Genomic DNA, 17,918 nt, shown 5'->3' with positions numbered 1-17,918 from the left:
GCAGGACGATCCTGCCACGGGGAGCGGGGACGGCGCGGACACCCTGCGACGCAAACGGGTTGGCTCGGCCTCGCGCGCTTGACGCGCCCCCCTGACAACCGGCAGGAACGGCGGCCCGACCGCCGCTTTTGCCTTCGGAAGATGTGAGACCCCCGCCCCGCGGTACGGGCCCCTGCTCTGCGCGGCCCCGCCGCCCCCGTGTCGCCGCGCAGCGCCCAGGCCTGAACGAGCGGACCCCGCTGTGGACCAGCTCACCGCCCCCACGATCCCGGCCGCGGCGGCGCCGGGCCCCGCCACGTCCGCCTCCCTCTTCACCACATCGCCCGGCGGCGGGCGCGGCCGAGATCGCGGTACGCCAGGTCGACCCGGCGGGCGGAGACCACGACGGGGTGCCGTGGGCGAAGCCGGTGATCTCGCGACAGAGGCCGGAGCCGAAGGGATTCCCATGTCACGGACGGTACGTATGGCGCGTACACGGTCACATCCGGCGATGGTCTCGTCCCGTACCTGACGAGAGACGGGGGGTTGTCCCCGCGCCGGAACGGCCGCCCGGGACTATGATCCGCAAAACTCGCGGACCGTAGCGGCGGGTGGGGGCGGGAGAACGGACGGATCTCTCGTACAGTTTGCGCCGTGGGATCTCTGCGCAATCCGATCGGGCCGCTTCCCTCCACCATTTACTGGCGCCGGAGGGCCGTTCTGCTGTCCATGGTGGCGCTGCTCGCGCTGCTGATCGTATGGGCCGTCAACTCCGGTGGCGGAAGCGGCAGGAACAGCGCCGGTGGTTCGAACGGCAAGGGCACCGCGCCCTCTTCCATCACGCCCGGCCCCTCCGGGTCCGGACCCGCGATCAGCGAACACCCGGGCGGCCGCGACGAGTCGGGCGGTGGCGGTGGTGGTGACGGCGGTTCCTCGGACGGCGACAACGGTGACGGCTCGGGCTCGGGCTCGGACACGGCCGGCTCGGGGGCGGGGTCCGATGACGACGCGAAGGGCGGCGCAGGCGCAGGCGACCGACTCCCCGCGGGCTCGAGCCTCCCCGACTGCACGACGGGCGGCGTGACCCTGACGCTGCGCAGCGTCCACAACTCGTACTCGCCCGGAGAGAAGCCGAAGTTCGAGCTGACGGCCAAGAACACGACGGCGAAGGACTGCAAGGTCGATCTCGGCCCGAAGAACGCGGTCCTGACGATCACTCAGGCATCCAGCGACGATGAGCTCTGGTCCTCCGGCGACTGCCCCAAGGACTCCGGCAGCCTCCTGCTGCGCGTACCGGCAGGCGCCCACATCACGCACACGATCGAATGGGACCGCAAGGCAAGCGCCCCCCAGTGCGCAACCCCGACGGCAGGCCCGGCAACGCCAGGAACCTACCTGGTAGAGGTCAAGGCAGCCCAACTCCCCAAGGCCCAGGCATCTTTCGTACTGGCCAAGGACTGACAGACGCGCCCCACCGGCGATCAGTCGCGTACGAGGCAGAAGCGCCGACGATCGGCCCACCGGCCGGCGGTCGCGTACGAAACGGGAGGGGCCGTGGCGGGATGTGCGCGCTGAGCCACCAGCACCGCGCGCAGTTGATCGGCTGGGTGACGGGGCCCTGTAGAACAGCGAGCACGTACATCCCGGCGCGGCCCCGCAGCTGAAGACGGCGCTGCGTCCCGCACCTGACGGCGATCAGTCGCGTACGAGGCAGAAGCGCCGACATACCGGCGCGTCCCCGCACCTGAAGACGGAGATGGGCCCCACTCGAAGGCGCCGATGCGCCGCGTCGTCGCCGAGAAGCGCCCCGATGCGCCCCCAGCGAAAGATCGGCGATGCGCCCCCGCTCCCGCCCCCGAAGACGGTGCTGCGCCCCGCCCCCCAAGACGGCGACGGGCCCCACCCGAAGAAACGGCGAAGACCCCCGCACCCCAGCCCGGCGGCAGCCTAGACGTACCGCTCCAGGATCGAGGACTCGGCCAGCCGCGAGAGCCCTTCCCGCACGCTCCGGGCGCGAGCCTCCCCGACGCCGTCCACGGTCTGCAGATCATCGACGCTGGCGGCGAGCAGCTTCTGCAACCCGCCGAAGTGCTCGACAAGCCGGTCAATGATCGCCCCGGGCAGCCGGGGCACCTTCGCCAGCAGCCGGAACCCACGAGGCGAAATGGCCGAGTCGAGGGTCTCCGGAGACCCGGTGTACCCCAACGCGCGTGCCACAGTGGACAGTTCGAGAAGCTCGGCGTGCGTCAGCGCATCGAGCTCGGACAGCGCCTCATCAACGGTCCGGGACCGCTTGGCAGTGGGCTCGGGCACATAGTCCCGAATGACGAGCTCCCGCTCGGGCTCGACGCCGGCGATCAGCTCGTCGAGCTGAAGGGCGAGCAGTCGCCCGTCCGTCCCGAGCTCCACCACATACTCGGCGATCTCGGTGGCGATGCGCCGCACCATCTCCAGCCGCTGCGCAACGGCCGTCACATCGCGCACGGTCACGAGATCCTCGATCTCGAGCGCGGAGAGCGTCCCGGCCACCTCGTCCAAGCGGAGCTTGTACCGCTCGAGGGTCGCCAGCGCCTGATTCGCCCGGGAGAGAATCGCGGCCGAGTCCTCGAGAACGCGCCGCTGCCCGTCCACGTAGAGGGCGATGAGCCGCATCGACTGCGACACGGAGACCACGGGGAAGCTGACCTGCTTGCTCACGCGGTCCGCCGTGCGGTGCCGCGTGCCCGTCTCCTCCGTGGGGATCGTGGGATCGGGCACCAGCTGGACGCCCGCCCGGAGGATCTTGGTGATGTCCTTGTCGATGACGATGCCGCCGTCGAGCTTGCACAGCTCGCGCAGGCGCGTCGCGGTGAACTCGACGTCCAGGATGAATCCGCCGGTGCACATCGACTCGACGGTCTTGTCCCAGCCGAGAACGATGAGTCCGCCGGTGTTGCCGCGGAGGATTCGTTCGAGGCCGTCACGCAGCGCCGTACCGGGCGCGACGGCGCTCAGTGAGGCGCGCATCAGCCCATCGGCGCCGGAGCTCCCGCCGGACTTGCCGGGCGCTGCTGCCCGGTCGTTGGCTGCCACTGCACTCCTCCGGTCGCAGATGTCACAGATATTGCAGACATCGCAGATGTCACAGATGTCGCAGATCCTGCGGAACTTGCAGATCTTGAATGCCCAGGGTTCGTACGCACGGGCGAGACCAGGGCAAAGTCTACCGGCGCTCCTCCGTCTCCCGTGGGGCCTCTCGGCGACGGCTCCTGGGCAGCACGCGCAGAGCGTCCCCCATGTCGGCGACTTCGGTGACCTTCATACCGGCAGGCACCTTGCCGGGATCGCCCGGCACGAGGGCGTGGGTGAAGCCGAGCCGGTGCGCCTCGGCGAGCCGGCGCTGCACGCCGGTCACCCGTCTGACCTCGCCCGCGAGGCCCACTTCACCGATCGCGACGAGGTTCTTGGGGAGCGGGGTGTCGCTGGCGGCGCTGGCGAGCGCGAGCGCGATGGCGAGGTCCGCGGCGGGCTCGGAGAGCTTCACGCCGCCGACGGTCGCGGAGTAGATGTCCCGCTTTCCCAGGGCGCTGATCCGCCCGCGCTGCTCGAGCACGGCGAGCATCATCGAGACGCGAGAGGTCTCCAGACCGGACGTCGTACGCCGGGGGGACGGGATCTGGGAGTCGACGGTGAGGGCCTGGACCTCGGCGACAAGAGGCCGCCGCCCTTCCAGGGTGACGGTGAGGCACGTCCCGGGAACGGGCTCGTCGCGGCGGGTGAGGAACAGCCCGCTGGGGTCGGCGAGTCCGGTGATGCCCTCGTCGTGGAGCTCGAAGCAGCCGACCTCGTCGGTCGTCCCGTACCGGTTCTTCACGCCGCGGACGAGGCGCAGGCGCGCGTGCCGGTCGCCTTCGAAGGAGAGGACGACGTCCACGAGGTGCTCGAGGAGGCGGGGTCCGGCGATGGCGCCGTCCTTGGTGACGTGGCCCACGAGGAGGGTGGCCATGCCGCGGTCCTTGGAGGCGCGGATCAGCGCGCCGGCGACCTCGCGGACCTGGGCCATTCCGCCGGGGGCGCCGTCGATCTCGGGGGAGGCGACGGTCTGTACGGAGTCCATGATCAGGAGGCTGGGCTTGACGGCGTCCAAGTGGCCGAGGACCGCGGACAGATCGGTCTCGGCGGCGAGATACAGATGGTCGTCGATCGCCTTGATGCGGTCGGCGCGCAGGCGGACCTGGCCGGCCGACTCCTCGCCGGTGACGTACAGCGTGCGGTGCTCGTCGCTGGCGGCCTTGGCGGCGACGTCGAGAAGGAGGGTGGACTTGCCGACGCCGGGCTCGCCGGCGAGCAGCACGACGGCGCCGGGGACGAGGCCTCCGCCGAGGACCCGGTCGAGCTCGGGCACGCCGGTGGAGCGGGCGGTGGCCTGCCGCCCGTCGACCTGGCCGATCGGGACGGCGGACGTCGTGACCCGGCCGGGCGCGGTCGTCCGTACGGCGGGCGCGCCGTACTCCTCGACCGTCCCCCACGCCTGGCACTCGCCGCAGCGACCCAGCCATTTCGCCGTCTGCCAGCCGCACTCGGTGCAGCGGTAGGACGGCCGGTCCTTGCCGGATTTCGTACGGGCAGCCATGCACCGAACCGTAACCGAGACCACTGACACCCCGGCGCCGACCACCGCAGACGAGCACTCGCCGCCCTCGGGGGAGGCCCCGCGCCGGGTGTGCGCCCGTGCGCCCTGGCGCACAAAAATGCGTCGAGCGCATGTTCCCACGTACGGAATTTGGTATTCCCGTCCCCTTTTGAGGGATCGTTTCACCCGTACGGATTAAATGTCCCCAAGGGGGAGGAAGGGTGCGGCACCATCCGCCTACGGTCGCACGGGTGATGACCAGCAGGCCGGAAACTCCCACGCAGACCACCGGCGCACACCGGGCGCACCGCGACGGGCGCGGGCGACCTGCGCCGCGGACCGTACCCCAGCGCCCGACATCGCGCTACGAGCCTTATCTGGACGGCCTGTTCACGTACTGCCTGTCCGTCCTGTGCGATCACGACGACGCCCTCGCGGTGCTGGGCGACGCCCTCGCGCTCGCCGAACGCCGCGGCTCCCGCGGCCCCGAATCCGAGAGCGACCGCAAGGCGTGGCTGTACGCGCTCGCGCGCTGGTCCTGCCTGCGGGCGCTCGCGGAGGCGAAGCGCCGCAGACAGGGGTCGCACGCATCGGGCAGACCTCACCCCGAAACCCCGCCCGCCGAAGAGACCCCCTCCGAAGAGATCCAGGCGCAGCGCCGCCGAGAGCTGGCCCTCCTGGCCTGGCCGGAGGCGGCCGGTACGACGCCCGAGCAGCGCGAGGCGCTGGAGCTGGCCGTACGCCACCAGCTGTCGCCCCGAGAGGTCGCCGCCGCGCTGGGCACGGACCCGGCGCTCACCCGCGAGCTGCTCGCCTCCGCCGCCTGCGAGGTGGAACGCACCCGCGCCGCGCTGGCCGTGGTGGAGACCGGCACCTGCCCGAGTGTCGCCCGCCTCACCGGGGACAACCAGCTGCTGCTGAGCTCCGCCCTGCGCCGCGAGCTGGTCCGGCACGTCGACGACTGCCCCCGCTGCCGCCGCACCGCCGAGCGCGCCACCCCCGGCGCCTGGCCCGGCACCACGGTCACCCCGGCCGCCCTGCCCCTCGCGACGGCCCCGCGCGCGGACCTGCACCGGGCGATGGCCCATGGCAACGGCCCCCAGCGCGGTGCGGCACCCCGCTTCGACCGGCGCGGCTTCCCGATGGACCCCAAGGACCGCGCCGCCCGCCGCGACCGGCTACGCGCGCGTGCCGTCACGACGACGGTCGTCGCCACCGTCGTGGCCGCTCCGGTGCTGGCGCTGTGGGCGGCGTACCGGGGAGCGCCGCAGACGGGCGAGGGCCAGGACGGGCGCTCGATCAGCGCGAGCGAGGCCGGCGACCCGGGCGGGCTCGACGGCAACCGCGCGGACGGCGCGTACGAGAACGCGGGCAACGCGCGCACGACCCCCGACCCCCGTTTCACCGCGGGCAGCCGCTCCCCGGACGTCTCCGTGGAGGTCATCAGCCCCGGCGGACCCTCGCGCTCGGGTCCGGGCCGGCTCACCGTGGAGGCGCAGCCGAGCGGCTCCGCGACCCTCATCACGCTGACGGCGTCCGGGAGTTCACCGGTCCACTGGTCCGCGCACACCGGAGCGAGCTGGCTGTATCTGACGAGCACGTCGGGAACGCTGCGGCCCGGCGAGTCGTTCACGATCCGGGTGTACGTCGATCACGACCGGGAGCCCGCCGGTCACTGGTCGGCGCGCATCGGCATCGACCCCTCCGGGGCCGTCATCTCCATAGAGGGACACGGGAGATCGGGCCCCTCGCAGCCCGGCACCTCGGCCCCGGGCCCCGGCCCGTCGCACACGGGGAACCCGGGCCCCGGCCCGTCGGACCCCACGCCGTCCGACCCCACACCGTCGGACCCCGGCCCGTCCGACCCGGACCCCACGCCGTCCGACCAGAGCCCCACGCCGTCCGAGCCGTCACCGAGCGCGTCGGCCCCCACGGACTCGTCACCGGCGCCGAGCGACGGCGGCGGCGCGAGCCCGAGCGGCGGCTAGCCTCCGGCCGGAGGGGGCAGGGGGCTAGGAGGCGGTGGGGGGATCCGCCGGGTGCGGCGCGAGCAGCGGCAGCTGGGAGGCCAGGCGCTCCTCGCACAGCTCGGCGAGGCGGTCGTAGCCCTCCTTGCCCATGAGCTCGGTCAGCTCGGGCCGGTAGGAGACGTACACCGGGTCGCCCGCGCCGTGGGCCGACGTCGCCGAGGTGCACCACCAGTGCAGGTCGTGGCCGCCCGGGCCCCAGCCACGGCGGTCGTACTCACCGATGGACACCTGGAGCACGCGGGTGTCGTCGGGCCGGTCGATCCACTCGTAGGTCCGGCGTACCGGGAGCTGCCAGCACACGTCCGGCTTGGTCTCCAGGGGCTCGCGGCCTTCCTTGATCGCCAGGATGTGCAGCGAGCAGCCCGCGCCGCCCTTGAAGCCGGGACGGTTCTGGAAGATGCACGAGCCGTTGTACGGGCGGGTCTGGCGCTCGCCGTCCTCGTCCGTGGAGACCCAGCCCGTCTGCGTACCGACCTCGTGGTGCTGCCAGATGTCGGGCGTGAGCCGCGCCACGAAGCCGGCCACGCGCTTCTCGTCGTCCTCGTCGGAGAAGTGGGCGCCGAGCGTGCAGCAGCCGTCGTCCGCGCGGCCCGCCTGGATGCCCTGGCAGCCGCTCCCGAAGATGCAGCTCCAGCGCGAGGTCAGCCACGTCAGATCGCAGCGGAAGATCTGCTCGTCGTCCGCGGGGTCGGGGAACTCGACCCAGGCGCGGGCGAAGTCCAGACCCTTCTCGTCCGGGACGGAACCTTTCGCCGAGCCCTTTGCGGGCGAGCCCTTCGCGGACGACCGCTTCGAGCCCTTCGGAGATGCCGTCTTCGCCGATGACTCGTTCAGCGGTGACCCCTTGGTTCCTGATTCCTTTGACTTCGGCGCCTTCGACGGCTTAGTGGCCGACTTGGCTTCCTTGTCGCTCTTACCGCGCTTGTCGGCATTGGCCTTGTTCGTCTTTGGCACGGTTCCAGGGTAAGCGCGCTGCGGTGCCCTCGGGGACTGACGCCCGCCCCAGGCGCAGTAGCGTTCCGTATATGAGACTCGGTGTCCTCGACGTGGGTTCGAACACGGTGCACTTGCTTGTGGTGGACGCACACCCGGGCGCGCGACCGCTGCCCGCGCACTCGCACAAGGCGGAGCTGCGGCTCGCGCAGCTCCTCGACGACCGCGGCGCCATCGGCCCCGACGGTGTGGCCCGGCTGACCGCCACCGTGCGGGACGCCCTGGAGGCGGCCGAGGACAAGGGCGTCGAGGACCTCGTCCCCTTCGCCACCTCCGCCGTGCGCGAGGCGAGCAACGCCGACGAGGTCCTCGCCCGGGTCAAGGAGGACACCGGCGTCGAGCTGCGCGTCCTCACGGGCGAGGAGGAGGCCCGGCTCACCTTCCTCGCGGCCCGCCGCTGGTTCGGCTGGTCGGCCGGGAAGCTGCTGGTCCTGGACATCGGCGGCGGCTCCCTCGAGATCGCGTTCGGTATCGACGAGGAGCCCGACGCCGCGGTGTCGCTGCCGCTCGGGGCGGGGCGCCTGACGGCGGGCTGGCTGCCGGGCGACCCGCCGGACGCCGCGGACATCAAGGCGCTGCGCCGGCACGTGCGGGCGCAGATCGCTCGCACGGTCGGGGAGTTCGCGCGCTTCGGCAAACCCGATCACGTCGTCGCCACGTCCAAGACGTTCAAGCAGCTCGCGCGCCTGGCCGGAGCGGCCCGCTCCACCGAGGGGCTATACGTCCAGCGGGACCTGAAGCGCAAGTCCCTGGAGGACTGGGTGCCGCGCCTCGCCGCGATGACGGAGGCGGAGCTCGCCGAGCTCCCCGGGGTCTCGGACGGCCGAGCGGGGCAGCTGCTCGCGGGCGCGCTGGTGGCCGAGGGCGCCATGGACCTGTTCGCGGTGGAAACCCTGGAGGTCTGCCCCTGGGCGCTCCGGGAGGGCGTGATCCTCAGGCGGCTCGACCACATGCCGGTGGTCTGACGGGACGTACCGGGGGCAGCGGCCGGGGTACTCGTTCGCGGGCGTCCGGGCCGCGATGGCTCTCTCCCGGCGCTGCCGGGGGCTGCCTGCCGGGGCCGCCCGGATTGAGGCGCACCCCACAGTGCCCGCCCGCCGACCGCCTCCCCGGGGCTCAGCCGGGGCCCGTACTCTGTCTCCGTGGCAGAACCAGTGGTGCGCATCCCGGATGCGAAGGTCGCCCTGTCGACGGCCTCGGTCTATCCGGAGTCGACGGCGACGGCCTTCGAGATCGCGGCACGCCTGGGCTACGACGGCGTCGAGATCATGGTCTGGACCGACCCCGTCAGCCAGGACATCGAGGCCCTGCGCCGGCTCTCCGACTACCACCAGGTCCCGATCCTCGCCGTGCACGCGCCCTGTCTGCTGATCACGCAGCGCGTCTGGTCCACCGACCCGTGGACGAAGCTCCAGCGCGCGAAGTCGGCGGCCGAGAAGCTCGGCGCGTCCACGGTGGTCGTCCACCCGCCCTTCCGCTGGCAGCGCCAGTACGCACGCGACTTCGTCGACGGCATCTGGCGCATGGCCGACGAGACGGAAGTCCGCTTCGCTGTCGAGAACATGTACCCCTGGCGCTACCGTGACCGCGAGATGCTCGCGTACGCCCCCGACTGGGACGTCACCAAGGACGACTACCGGCACTTCACGATCGACCTCAGCCACACCGCGACGGCCCGCACCGACGCGATGTCGATGATCGGCCGCATGGGCGACCGCCTCGGCCACGTCCATCTCGCCGACGGCGGCGGCTCCAGCAAGGACGAGCACCTGGTCCCCGGCCGCGGCACGCAGCCCTGCGCCGAGCTCCTGGAGCGCCTCGCACTGACCGGCTTCGACGGGCACGTCGTCATCGAGGTCAACACCCGCCGCGCCATGTCCAGCGCCGAACGTGAGGCCGACCTCGCCGAGGCACTCGCCTTCACCCGGCTCCACCTCGCGTCGGCGGTCCAGGTCCCCCGCTCATGACCGACCCGGACGTTCCTCCCGTACGCCGCAGGGGGCGGCCCTCCCGTACACAGACGGAGGCGGCGGGCCCCGCGACCCGCGACCGCATCCTGGCGGCGGCCCGCGCGGAGTTCTCCGAGCGCGGCTACGAGAAGACGTCGGTACGCGGCATCGCCAAGGCGGCGGGCGTGGACGCGGCGCTGGTGCACCACTACTTCGGCACGAAGGAGCAGGTTTTCGAGGCGTCCATCGAGGTCGCCTTCGCTCCCGCCCTGAACGCGCCGGCCGCCATCGCGGACGGCCCGGTGGACGGCGTCGGCGAGCGTCTGACCCGCTTCATCTTCTCCGTGTGGGAGAACCCGGCGACCCGCGCCCCGCTCCTCGCGATCGTCCGCTCGGCCGTGAACAACGAGACCGCGGCGGCCGTCTTCCGGCGCCTGATCGCCGTACAGCTGCTGCGGAAGATCGCCGGGCAGCTCGACCTGCCGTCCGAGGAGGCCGAGCTCAGGGCGGAGCTGGCGGCGGCGCAGCTCGTGGGGGTCGCGATGCTGCGGTACGTGATCAAGGTGGAACCGCTGGTGTCGGCCGACATGGAGCGGATCGTCGAGCGGGTGGCGCCGGTCGTGCAGGGGCATCTGACCGGGGAGTGACGAGGCCTTCGGCCGGCTGAACGGGACATACAGCGAGACGCTTGTCCCGCATTCCGGACGCCCTGTCCGGATCCTGGATCGGCGGCGTAGGCTCGATAGCAGCCCTATCTGCCGCACGGGCCCGTATGCGGGCCCTTGAAGGAGCGAGCGACGATGCCCGAGCTGAGGTCCCGCACAGTCACCCATGGACGCAACATGGCGGGCGCGCGCGCCCTTATGCGCGCCTCCGGGGTACCCGGTGCGGACATCGGCCGGAAGCCGATCATCGCCGTGGCCAACTCGTTCACCGAGTTCGTTCCGGGCCACACCCACCTGCAGCCGGTCGGCCGCATCGTCTCCGAAGCGATCACGGCGGCGGGCGGCATCGCCCGCGAGTTCAACACGATCGCCGTCGACGACGGCATCGCGATGGGCCACGGCGGCATGCTCTACTCGCTCCCCTCCCGCGACCTGATCGCGGACAGTGTCGAGTACATGGTCGAGGCGCACTGCGCCGACGCCCTGATCTGCATCTCGAACTGCGACAAGATCACGCCCGGCATGCTGATGGCGGCCCTGCGCCTGAACATCCCGACGGTCTTCGTCTCCGGCGGCCCGATGGAGTCCGGCCGCGCCACCCTGGTCGACGGCACCGTCCGCACGCTCGACCTGGTCGACGCGATCTCCGACGCCGTGAACGACAAGATCTCGGACGAGGACATCCTCCGTATCGAGGAGAACGCCTGTCCGACCTGCGGTTCCTGTTCCGGCATGTTCACGGCCAACTCCATGAACTGCCTGACGGAAGCCATCGGCCTCTCCCTCCCCGGCAACGGCTCGGTCCTCGCGACGCACACGGCCCGCAAGGCGCTGTACGAGAACGCGGCCCGCACCGTCATGGACATCACGCGCCGCCACTACGAGGAGGACGACGAGTCGGTCCTGCCGCGTAACGTCGCCACCTTCGACGCCTTCCAGAACGCCATGGCCCTCGACATCGCCATGGGCGGCTCCACCAACACGATCCTGCACCTGCTGGCCGCCGCGCAGGAGGCGGGCGTCGCCTTCGGCCTGGACGAGATCAACGAGGTCTCCCGCCGCGTGCCGTGCCTCGCCAAGGTCGCGCCGAACGTGGCGAAGGACCGCACGTACTACATGGAGGACGTGCACCGCGCCGGCGGCATCCCCGCCCTCCTCGGCGAGCTGTACCGGGCCGGCCTCCTGAACGAGGACGTCCACTCCGTCCACAGTCCGTCGCTGTCCGACTGGCTGAAGACGTGGGACGTGCGCGGGGGCTCCCCGTCCGCGGAGGCCGTCGAGATGTGGCACGCGGCCCCCGGCTGCGTCCGCTCGGCGGAGGCGTTCTCCCAGTCGGAGCGCTGGGAGGCGCTCGACGTGGACGCCGAGAACGGCTGCATCCGGTCCGCCGAGCACGCGTACTCGCAGGACGGCGGCCTGGCGGTCCTCAAGGGCAACCTGGCGGTCGACGGCTGCGTCGTGAAGACGGCGGGCGTCGACGAGTCGATCTGGACCTTCGAAGGTCCGGCGGTCGTCTGCGAATCGCAGGAGGAGGCCGTCGACAAGATCCTCAAGAAGGAGATCACGCACGGCGACGTCGTGGTCATCCGCTACGAGGGCCCCAAGGGCGGCCCCGGCATGCAGGAGATGCTCTATCCGACGTCGTTCCTGAAGGGCCGCGGCCTCGGCAAGACCTGCGCCCTGATCACGGACGGCCGCTTCTCCGGAGGCACGTCGGGCCTGTCCATCGGCCACGCCTCGCCCGAGGCGGCGTCCGGCGGCACGATCGCCCTCGTCCAGGACGGCGACCGCATCCGCATCGACATCCCGAACCGCTCGATCGAACTCCTCGTCCCCGACGCGGAGCTGGCCACCCGCCGCGAGGCCCTGAACGGCGTCTACGCCCCGGCCGCCCGGGAACGCAAGGTCTCGGCGGCGCTGCGCGCATACGCCGCGATGGCCACGAGCGCGGACAAGGGCGCGGTGCGGGACGTCTCGAAGCTGGGCTGAGGACCGGCCGCCGCCGGATTGAGGCGGTGGCGTGACTCTGTCTGAGCCGGCAGCCCGGTGGCCGTACCGGTACCGACTCCGATGCTGATGTGAGCCCGCCCGGCGGCGATTTCGCTGCCGGGCGGGCTCATGTCCGTAAGGCGGCTGTCCTCAGGTCCGCACGGCGACTGTGCCTGACCTGAGTGTCGCCCCGGCCCACGTCACCAGCGCCCGGGCGCCCGCCCGTCCACCCCGAACACACTCCCGTCCGGCGCACTCCCGTAGACGCGTCCGCCCTCACCCACGACGGGCGCGGGCAGTTCCCCGACCACCCGCCCGGGTTCACTCCCGAGCCGGGGCCGCGTCTGGCCCAGGGGCTTGCCGGTGCGGGCGTCGGTGGCGAGGAGGCGGCCGTCGGGGGCGGTGAGGTAGAGCGACCGGTCCGACACGACGGGCCGCGAGGGGCGGCTGACCGAGGTCTCCAGACGCCAACTGACCGCGTCCTGCGGCCTCGTCGCCGTGGTGTCGACGGCGACGAGTGAGCCGCCGGCCCCGTAGACGTAGGCGATGCCGCCGCTCTCCGTGGCCTCGGCCTGGTCCGCGGGCGTCGTCAGGGGGATGCGGTGTGCGGTCCGGTCGCCGGTGTCGAGCCGTACGACGGCGTCCACCAGGAGGTCCGTGTCGGTGGACAGCAGGTACACGGCTCCGTCCGATGCGCCGAAGGGGCTGAGGCTGCCCGCTGTCCGGACGGTCCACCGCACGGCGCCGCCGTGGGCGTCGATCGCGCTGACCGACGTGGTGCCTCCGTCGGCGGACGCCGTGACGGCGAAGAAGCCGCCGTCGCCGCCCGGTCCGGCGATCCACTGGGTGCCGAGGCCTCCGACGCGCTTCGTCCACCGCGGCTGGCCGGTCGCGCTGTCCAGGGCGCGCACGGTACCGCCCGATCCGATCAGCAGCGTCGTGTCCGCGCCGTGCTCCACGGCCTCGTACGCGGACGCGTCGACGCCCCAACGCTTCTCGCCCGTACGGGGATCCAGTGCCCTGATCCGGCCGTCGTCGACCAGGTGCAGCAGTCCTCCGGACAGCGTGGGCGCAGCCGGGGCGGACCGCTGCGCGGTCGTGCCGGAGGGGTGTCGCTCGCGGGGCGCGGCCGAGGCCCACACGACGTGGCCGTTCAGCGGGTCGAGCCGCGTTGTTCTGCCGTCGCCGCTGACGCAGTAGAGGGCGCCTGGCCCGGAGGCGCACGCCGGGGCGGTGCCGCTCGCTCCACCGAGGTTCTTGTGCCAGGGCTCGAAGGATCCGGCTTGCCGCGCGGCCGTTCCGCCGGAGCCGGTCCCGCCGCCGTCCGCCGTGTTCAGCGCGATGCCTGCGCCGACCGCTGCCAGCGCGAGTACGGCTCCCGCAGTCAGTGCCCAGCGGCGGCGGTGCCGCGGTGACTTCGGTGTGGCTCGTTCGCTCGGCCGCGGGTGGGTGGGCTGGTCCGCCCGGGACGCGGGGGAGTCCTGGCCGGTCGGTGTGGAGGTGGGCGCGGGCCGGTCCTGGCGGCGGATCCGACGGGTCCACTGGGTGCCCTGCTCACGTCCGCCGTCCGGGTCCGGCTGCCAGTCCGCGTCCCGCTGCCCGCTCGGGCGCCGCTGGGCGGGTATGAACGCGCCGGCGCCGGAACCCGCTGCCCCGGCACCGGTCCCGCTTCCCGTCCCGGCCGGGAAAGGCTGCCGCAGCGCCTCCATGATCTCGGCGGGCAGAGGCCGCTGCCCGGGTTCCTTCGCGAGGCAACGCCTGATCAACGGCGCGAGGTCCTCGGGCACCCCCGCCAGGTCCGGCTCGTTGTGGACGACCTGGTAGGCGACGATGTACGGGCTGTTCGAGTCGAAGGGCCCGCGCCCCGTCGCCGCGTGGGCCAGCACGGCGCCCATGGCGAACACATCCGCGGCGGGCCCCACTTCACGCGGCCGCTGGAACTGCTCGGGCGCCATGAACGGCGGCGAGCCGATCAACTTCCCCGTCTCGGTGCGCAGATCACTGTCCGCCGGGCGGGAGATGCCGAAGTCGATGACTTTCGGGCCGTCGGCGGCGAGGAGGACGTTGCTCGGCTTGAGGTCGCGGTGCACGACGCCGACGCGGTGGATGTCGCGCAGCGCCTCGGCGAGCCCCGCGCCCAGCCTGCGTACCTCGTCGGACGCCAGCGCGCCGTTCCGCTTCACCCGCTCGGCGAGTGTGTCGCCGGGGATGAACAGCGTGGCCATCCAGGGCAGTCCGGCATTCGGATCGGCGTCGACCACCGGCGCGGTGAAGGCGCCGCTGACCCTTCGCGCGGCATTGACCTCTTGCCGGAAACGGGCCCTGAACTCGGGATCCGCCGCGTACTCGGCATGGACGACCTTGATGGCGAGACGCAGTCCCGAAGCGGACGTCGCCAGGTGCACCACACCCATGCCGCCCGCGCCGAGGCATGACTCAAGACGGTACTGCCCGGCGTACTCAGGATGTTCCGCTTCCCGGCCCGGCCCGGTGCTGCGCAGCGGCGGCATCGCCCACCCCCGTGTCTGTGTCCGCAAGCGCGACGCACGGAGCCTAGTCGATGATGCGTGCGATGTCGGAGGGGCTTGCTAGCCTGCGCGGGTCGCGCGGCACGTACGCGTGTTCAGAGACGTCGGAGACGTCAGAGTGATCAACGGGGGAGAACGACATGGCTGTTGAGGACGGCGCGGGAACGGTCGAGGGCATCGCGGCGGATGAGGCCGGGGGCACCGCGGAGGAGTTGAGCGCCGACGCGCTCGCCATCCGCTACCCGGTCGCCCCCGGAGTCCGCCTGAAGGTACGCAGCGGCCCCGGCACCCACTACCAGCTGGTCAAGGTCCTGCCGCTCGGCGCCCGGGTGCCGATCAACTGCCAGAAGCCGGGCGAGAGCATCAGCGGCACATACGGCACGACGAACCTCTGGGACAACATCGCCAATGGTCAGTACGTGTCGGACGCGTATGTGAAGACGGGCAACGACGGTTACGTGGCTCCGCGCTGCGCGTAGCGGATGGCGGGCGGGGGCCTCCGGCTCCCGCCCCCCGGCCGGCCTGGCTACCGCTGCGTGTCCCCGGCCTCCTCAAGAAGAATCCGCGCCAGCTCCCGCGGCCGGGAGAACATCGGCCAGTGCCCCGTGTCCATCTCCCGCAGCCGCCAGCCCTCGCCGCGCAGAAGCCCGGCCACGTCATCACTGGGCTCGGGTCCGTCGAGCAGGCACTTGATGTACGTCGCCGGCAGCTCGCCCAGCGGGCGGGACAGCGCGGCCGGCTCCGACAGGGACGCCCCCGGGTGCGGCGTGGCCCCGCTCACGATCCGCGCGATCTGCGCACCGTCGAGCCCCTGCCCCTCGAACTCGGGCGCGGTCAGCGGCGGCCAGTGACCGTCGTTCGCGGCGAGTACGGCCTCCAGCGCCGCCGGCCCCTGCCACCACGAGGACACGAAGGACTCCCCGTCCGCCGGAACATTCGAGTCGACGAACACCACGCGCCTCAGCCGGTCACCGATCCGCTCGGCGGCCTGACCGGCCGGGATGCCCGAGTAGCTGTGCCCGACCAGCACGACATCGCGCAGTCCGAGGCGTGCCACCTCGTCGACGATGTCCTGGACATGGGTCTTCTGCCCCGCCGGAACGCCCTGCTTGTCGCCGACCCCGGTGAGCGTCACGGCGTGCGCGCCATGCCCCGCCGCGCACAGGTCCGGCACCACGTCGTCCCACGCCCACGCCCCGAGCCACGCCCCCGCGATCAGTACGTAATCCGTCATACGGGCAATGTAGGGGAGGGGGCTGACAGTCCACCGGACCCGCGGACCCGCCTTGGCGCCGCCCGAGCCCCACCCGAGCCCGGCCTCCGAACCCGAAGCCGCCGCCGGAGCCCGCCATAATCGACCTGTGAGCGACGAATCCGGCACCCCCAGCCCCGCCCCCGAGACCCAGGGAGCAGCCGGCGGCATCCCCGCAGGCCCCCAGCCCGAGGAGATCCGTTTCTTCGGCAGGACCTGGGTCGAGCACGACGGCGGCTACACCTGGCGCAGGGCCGCGGTCGCCGCGGGCGCGCTCGTCGGCGCGGCAGCCGGCTGTTTCGTGCTGCGCTTCGCGTACGAGGGCCTGGCCATCGCCGACGTCGGCTCCTTCGTGAACGTACTCGTCGTCCTGATGTTCGCGATCTGCAGCGCTCTCGCCTTCCGCCGCACGTGGGACGGCTTCTCCAAGCGCCCGGACCCCGAGGCGCAGGCGTCCCTGCGCGGCTTCATGTCGATCGGCTTCGTCGGCGTGCTGCTCGCCTACTGCCTGCGCTGCTTCTCCGAGGCCCCGGGCGAGAAACTGCGCAGGCAGGAGTACGCGACCGCCCGCGAACAGTACGAACGCCGCGGCACCCGCCGCACCGGCAACCCGTCGAAGAAGAAGCGCAAGGGCTGACACCCCCAGGCGCAAGCACAGCCCCCACGCACGGACGGGCGACGAGGCGCCGTCCGGGCCGCGCACCACGTACTGACGAGAGTCCCCCGCGCAGGACAGGATGTCGGCATGACCACCGCCTCGCGCGCCCACTCGTTCAACATCGCCGCCGCCCAGTACGCCGCGAACCGCCCGTCCTACCCGCCCGCCCTCCTCGACGCCGTCGAGGAAGCCGCCGGACGGCCCCTCGCCGGCGCCCGCGTGGCCGACGTGGGCGCGGGCACCGGCATCTCGACCGCCCTCCTGCACGCGCGCGGCGCCCGCGTGGTCGCCGTCGAACCGGGCGAGGGCATGGCGGTCGAGTTCCGTCGGGCGCTGCCGGGTGTGCCGATCGTGCGGGGCGACGGCAACGCCCTCCCGCTCGCCGACGCCTCCCTCGATTTCCTCACCTACGCCCAGTCGTGGCACTGGACCGAGCCGGCCCGCTCGGCCCCCGAGGCGATGCGGGTCCTGCGCCCGGGCGGCGCGCTCGCGCTGTGGTGGAACACCGTTGCTCTCGACGTCCCGTGGATCGCCGCGCAGCACGAGCGCATCGCGCGCCACGTGGGCGTGGAGACGGGCGCCAGGCAGCGCCCCGACGAGGCCCGCGCCATCGAACTGTCGGGCCTCGCGGGCCTGCCGGGCCGGGGCGAGGTCACGCTGCGCCATGTGCGGTGGAGCCGGCACGTCCCGCTGGACACGCACCTCGCCAACATCGGCAGCCACTCGGCGTTCCTCGTCCTCGAAGAGGGCGACGCGCAGGCATTCCTCACCGAGGAGCGCACCCGCCTGCGCGAGCTCTTCCCGGACGGCACGGTGGAGGAGACCTACGTGGTCGAACTCCTGGTGGCCGTCCGCACCTGATCCACCCCTCTCGCGACACCGGCCGCCGCCGCACCTACGGACCTCACGACACCGTCGTCCGCGCCCGCCCCGCCACCCACCCCACCGACGCCGTGGCGCACGCGTGACCGAGATGCCTCGGCCCGTCCAGCTCCAGCCGCACGTCCCGGTCGGCAGGCAACGCCTCCAGCGCGGCGAGCAGTTTCGGCAGCCGCAGAGACGTGGCGTTGCCGGCCACCCGTAGACCAGCCCGGCCGCCCCCGGTCCTCGGTCCGGACCTGTACGTGGCTGATGTCCCACGCCGTCTTCGCCGACTCCCGTACCGGCACCGACTCCCGTACCGGCACCGACTCCCGTACCGGCACCAACTCCCGTACCGGCACCGGCGTGCAGCCCGCGTGCACCAGGAGCCCCGCGAGCGCC

14 protein-coding genes are annotated in these 17,918 nt (G+C 72.4%); 9 read left to right on the top strand and 5 right to left on the bottom strand.

The window, feature by feature from the left end; genetic code table 11:
- The first annotated feature begins 633 nt into the window (after positions 1–633).
- Positions 634–1,440, top strand: a complete 807-nt coding sequence (locus ACZ67T_RS07910; protein WP_469982357.1) for a hypothetical protein — start codon at positions 634–636, stop codon at positions 1,438–1,440.
- 486 nt (positions 1,441–1,926) lie between these two features.
- Here the strand turns inward: ACZ67T_RS07910 and disA are convergent, their stop codons facing one another.
- The gene (gene disA / locus ACZ67T_RS07905) at positions 1,927–3,051 is read right to left on the bottom strand and encodes a DNA integrity scanning diadenylate cyclase DisA (protein WP_469982355.1); all 1,125 of its coding nucleotides are present in this window, start codon (positions 3,049–3,051) and stop codon (positions 1,927–1,929) included.
- Positions 3,052–3,181: 130 nt separating this feature from the next.
- A complete protein-coding gene (gene radA, locus ACZ67T_RS07900; RefSeq protein ID WP_469982353.1) occupies positions 3,182–4,591 on the bottom strand; it encodes a DNA repair protein RadA in 1,410 nt (469 codons plus the stop codon).
- 254 nt (positions 4,592–4,845) lie between these two features.
- On the opposite strand from radA, the gene ACZ67T_RS07895 reads away from it, so the two are divergent.
- Positions 4,846–6,579: a BACON domain-containing protein gene (locus ACZ67T_RS07895; RefSeq protein WP_469982352.1), complete on the top strand. Its 1,734-nt coding sequence runs from the start codon at positions 4,846–4,848 to the stop codon at positions 6,577–6,579.
- A 24-nt stretch (positions 6,580–6,603) separates the two neighbouring features.
- Here the strand turns inward: ACZ67T_RS07895 and ACZ67T_RS07890 are convergent, their stop codons facing one another.
- The gene (locus ACZ67T_RS07890; protein WP_469982351.1) at positions 6,604–7,575 is read right to left on the bottom strand and encodes a DUF3109 family protein; all 972 of its coding nucleotides are present in this window, start codon (positions 7,573–7,575) and stop codon (positions 6,604–6,606) included.
- Between the two features lie 71 nt (positions 7,576–7,646).
- On the opposite strand from ACZ67T_RS07890, the gene ACZ67T_RS07885 reads away from it, so the two are divergent.
- The 4 genes from ACZ67T_RS07885 (at position 7,647) to ilvD (ending at position 12,217) form a co-directional block, all read left to right on the top strand.
- Positions 7,647–8,579: a Ppx/GppA family phosphatase gene (locus ACZ67T_RS07885; RefSeq protein ID WP_469982349.1), complete on the top strand. Its 933-nt coding sequence runs from the start codon at positions 7,647–7,649 to the stop codon at positions 8,577–8,579.
- 177 nt (positions 8,580–8,756) lie between these two features.
- On the top strand, positions 8,757–9,581 hold the full coding sequence (locus tag ACZ67T_RS07880; protein ID WP_469982348.1) for a sugar phosphate isomerase/epimerase family protein: 825 nt from the start codon (positions 8,757–8,759) through the stop codon (positions 9,579–9,581).
- Positions 9,578–10,210 (top strand): TetR/AcrR family transcriptional regulator, encoded by a 633-nt coding sequence (locus tag ACZ67T_RS07875; protein WP_469982347.1) that lies wholly within the window; start codon positions 9,578–9,580, stop codon positions 10,208–10,210. The genes ACZ67T_RS07880 and ACZ67T_RS07875 overlap by 4 nt, the downstream gene beginning before the upstream one ends.
- Positions 10,211–10,363: 153 nt before the next feature.
- A complete protein-coding gene (ilvD, locus tag ACZ67T_RS07870) occupies positions 10,364–12,217 on the top strand; it encodes a dihydroxy-acid dehydratase (protein WP_469982346.1) in 1,854 nt (617 codons plus the stop codon).
- A 200-nt stretch (positions 12,218–12,417) separates the two neighbouring features.
- Here the strand turns inward: ilvD and ACZ67T_RS07865 are convergent, their stop codons facing one another.
- The gene (locus tag ACZ67T_RS07865) at positions 12,418–14,727 is read right to left on the bottom strand and encodes a protein kinase domain-containing protein (RefSeq protein ID WP_469983067.1); all 2,310 of its coding nucleotides are present in this window, start codon (positions 14,725–14,727) and stop codon (positions 12,418–12,420) included.
- 158 nt (positions 14,728–14,885) lie between these two features.
- Between ACZ67T_RS07865 and ACZ67T_RS07860 the strand changes: the two genes are divergently transcribed.
- Positions 14,886–15,224, top strand: a complete 339-nt coding sequence (locus ACZ67T_RS07860) for a peptidase (protein WP_469982345.1) — start codon at positions 14,886–14,888, stop codon at positions 15,222–15,224.
- A gap of 47 nt (positions 15,225–15,271) precedes the next feature.
- On the opposite strand, the gene ACZ67T_RS07855 is transcribed toward ACZ67T_RS07860, so the two are convergent.
- Positions 15,272–15,979, bottom strand: a complete 708-nt coding sequence (locus tag ACZ67T_RS07855) for an alpha/beta fold hydrolase (RefSeq protein WP_469982344.1) — start codon at positions 15,977–15,979, stop codon at positions 15,272–15,274.
- Between the two features lie 127 nt (positions 15,980–16,106).
- On the opposite strand from ACZ67T_RS07855, the gene ACZ67T_RS07850 reads away from it, so the two are divergent.
- Together ACZ67T_RS07850 and ACZ67T_RS07845 are read left to right on the top strand one after the other, a co-directional pair.
- Positions 16,107–16,634, top strand: coding sequence for an EamA/RhaT family transporter (locus ACZ67T_RS07850; RefSeq protein ID WP_469982343.1), 528 nt, complete (start codon positions 16,107–16,109; stop codon positions 16,632–16,634).
- Between the two features lie 108 nt (positions 16,635–16,742).
- Positions 16,743–17,516, top strand: a complete 774-nt coding sequence (locus ACZ67T_RS07845) for a class I SAM-dependent methyltransferase (protein WP_469982342.1) — start codon at positions 16,743–16,745, stop codon at positions 17,514–17,516.
- Positions 17,517–17,918: the final 402 nt, after the last annotated feature.

It is taken from the genome of Streptomyces sp. NPDC107517 (assembly GCF_055582645.1).
The sequence above is the reverse complement of the archived record's forward strand: the minus strand, read 5'-3'. Positions and strand labels throughout refer to the sequence as shown.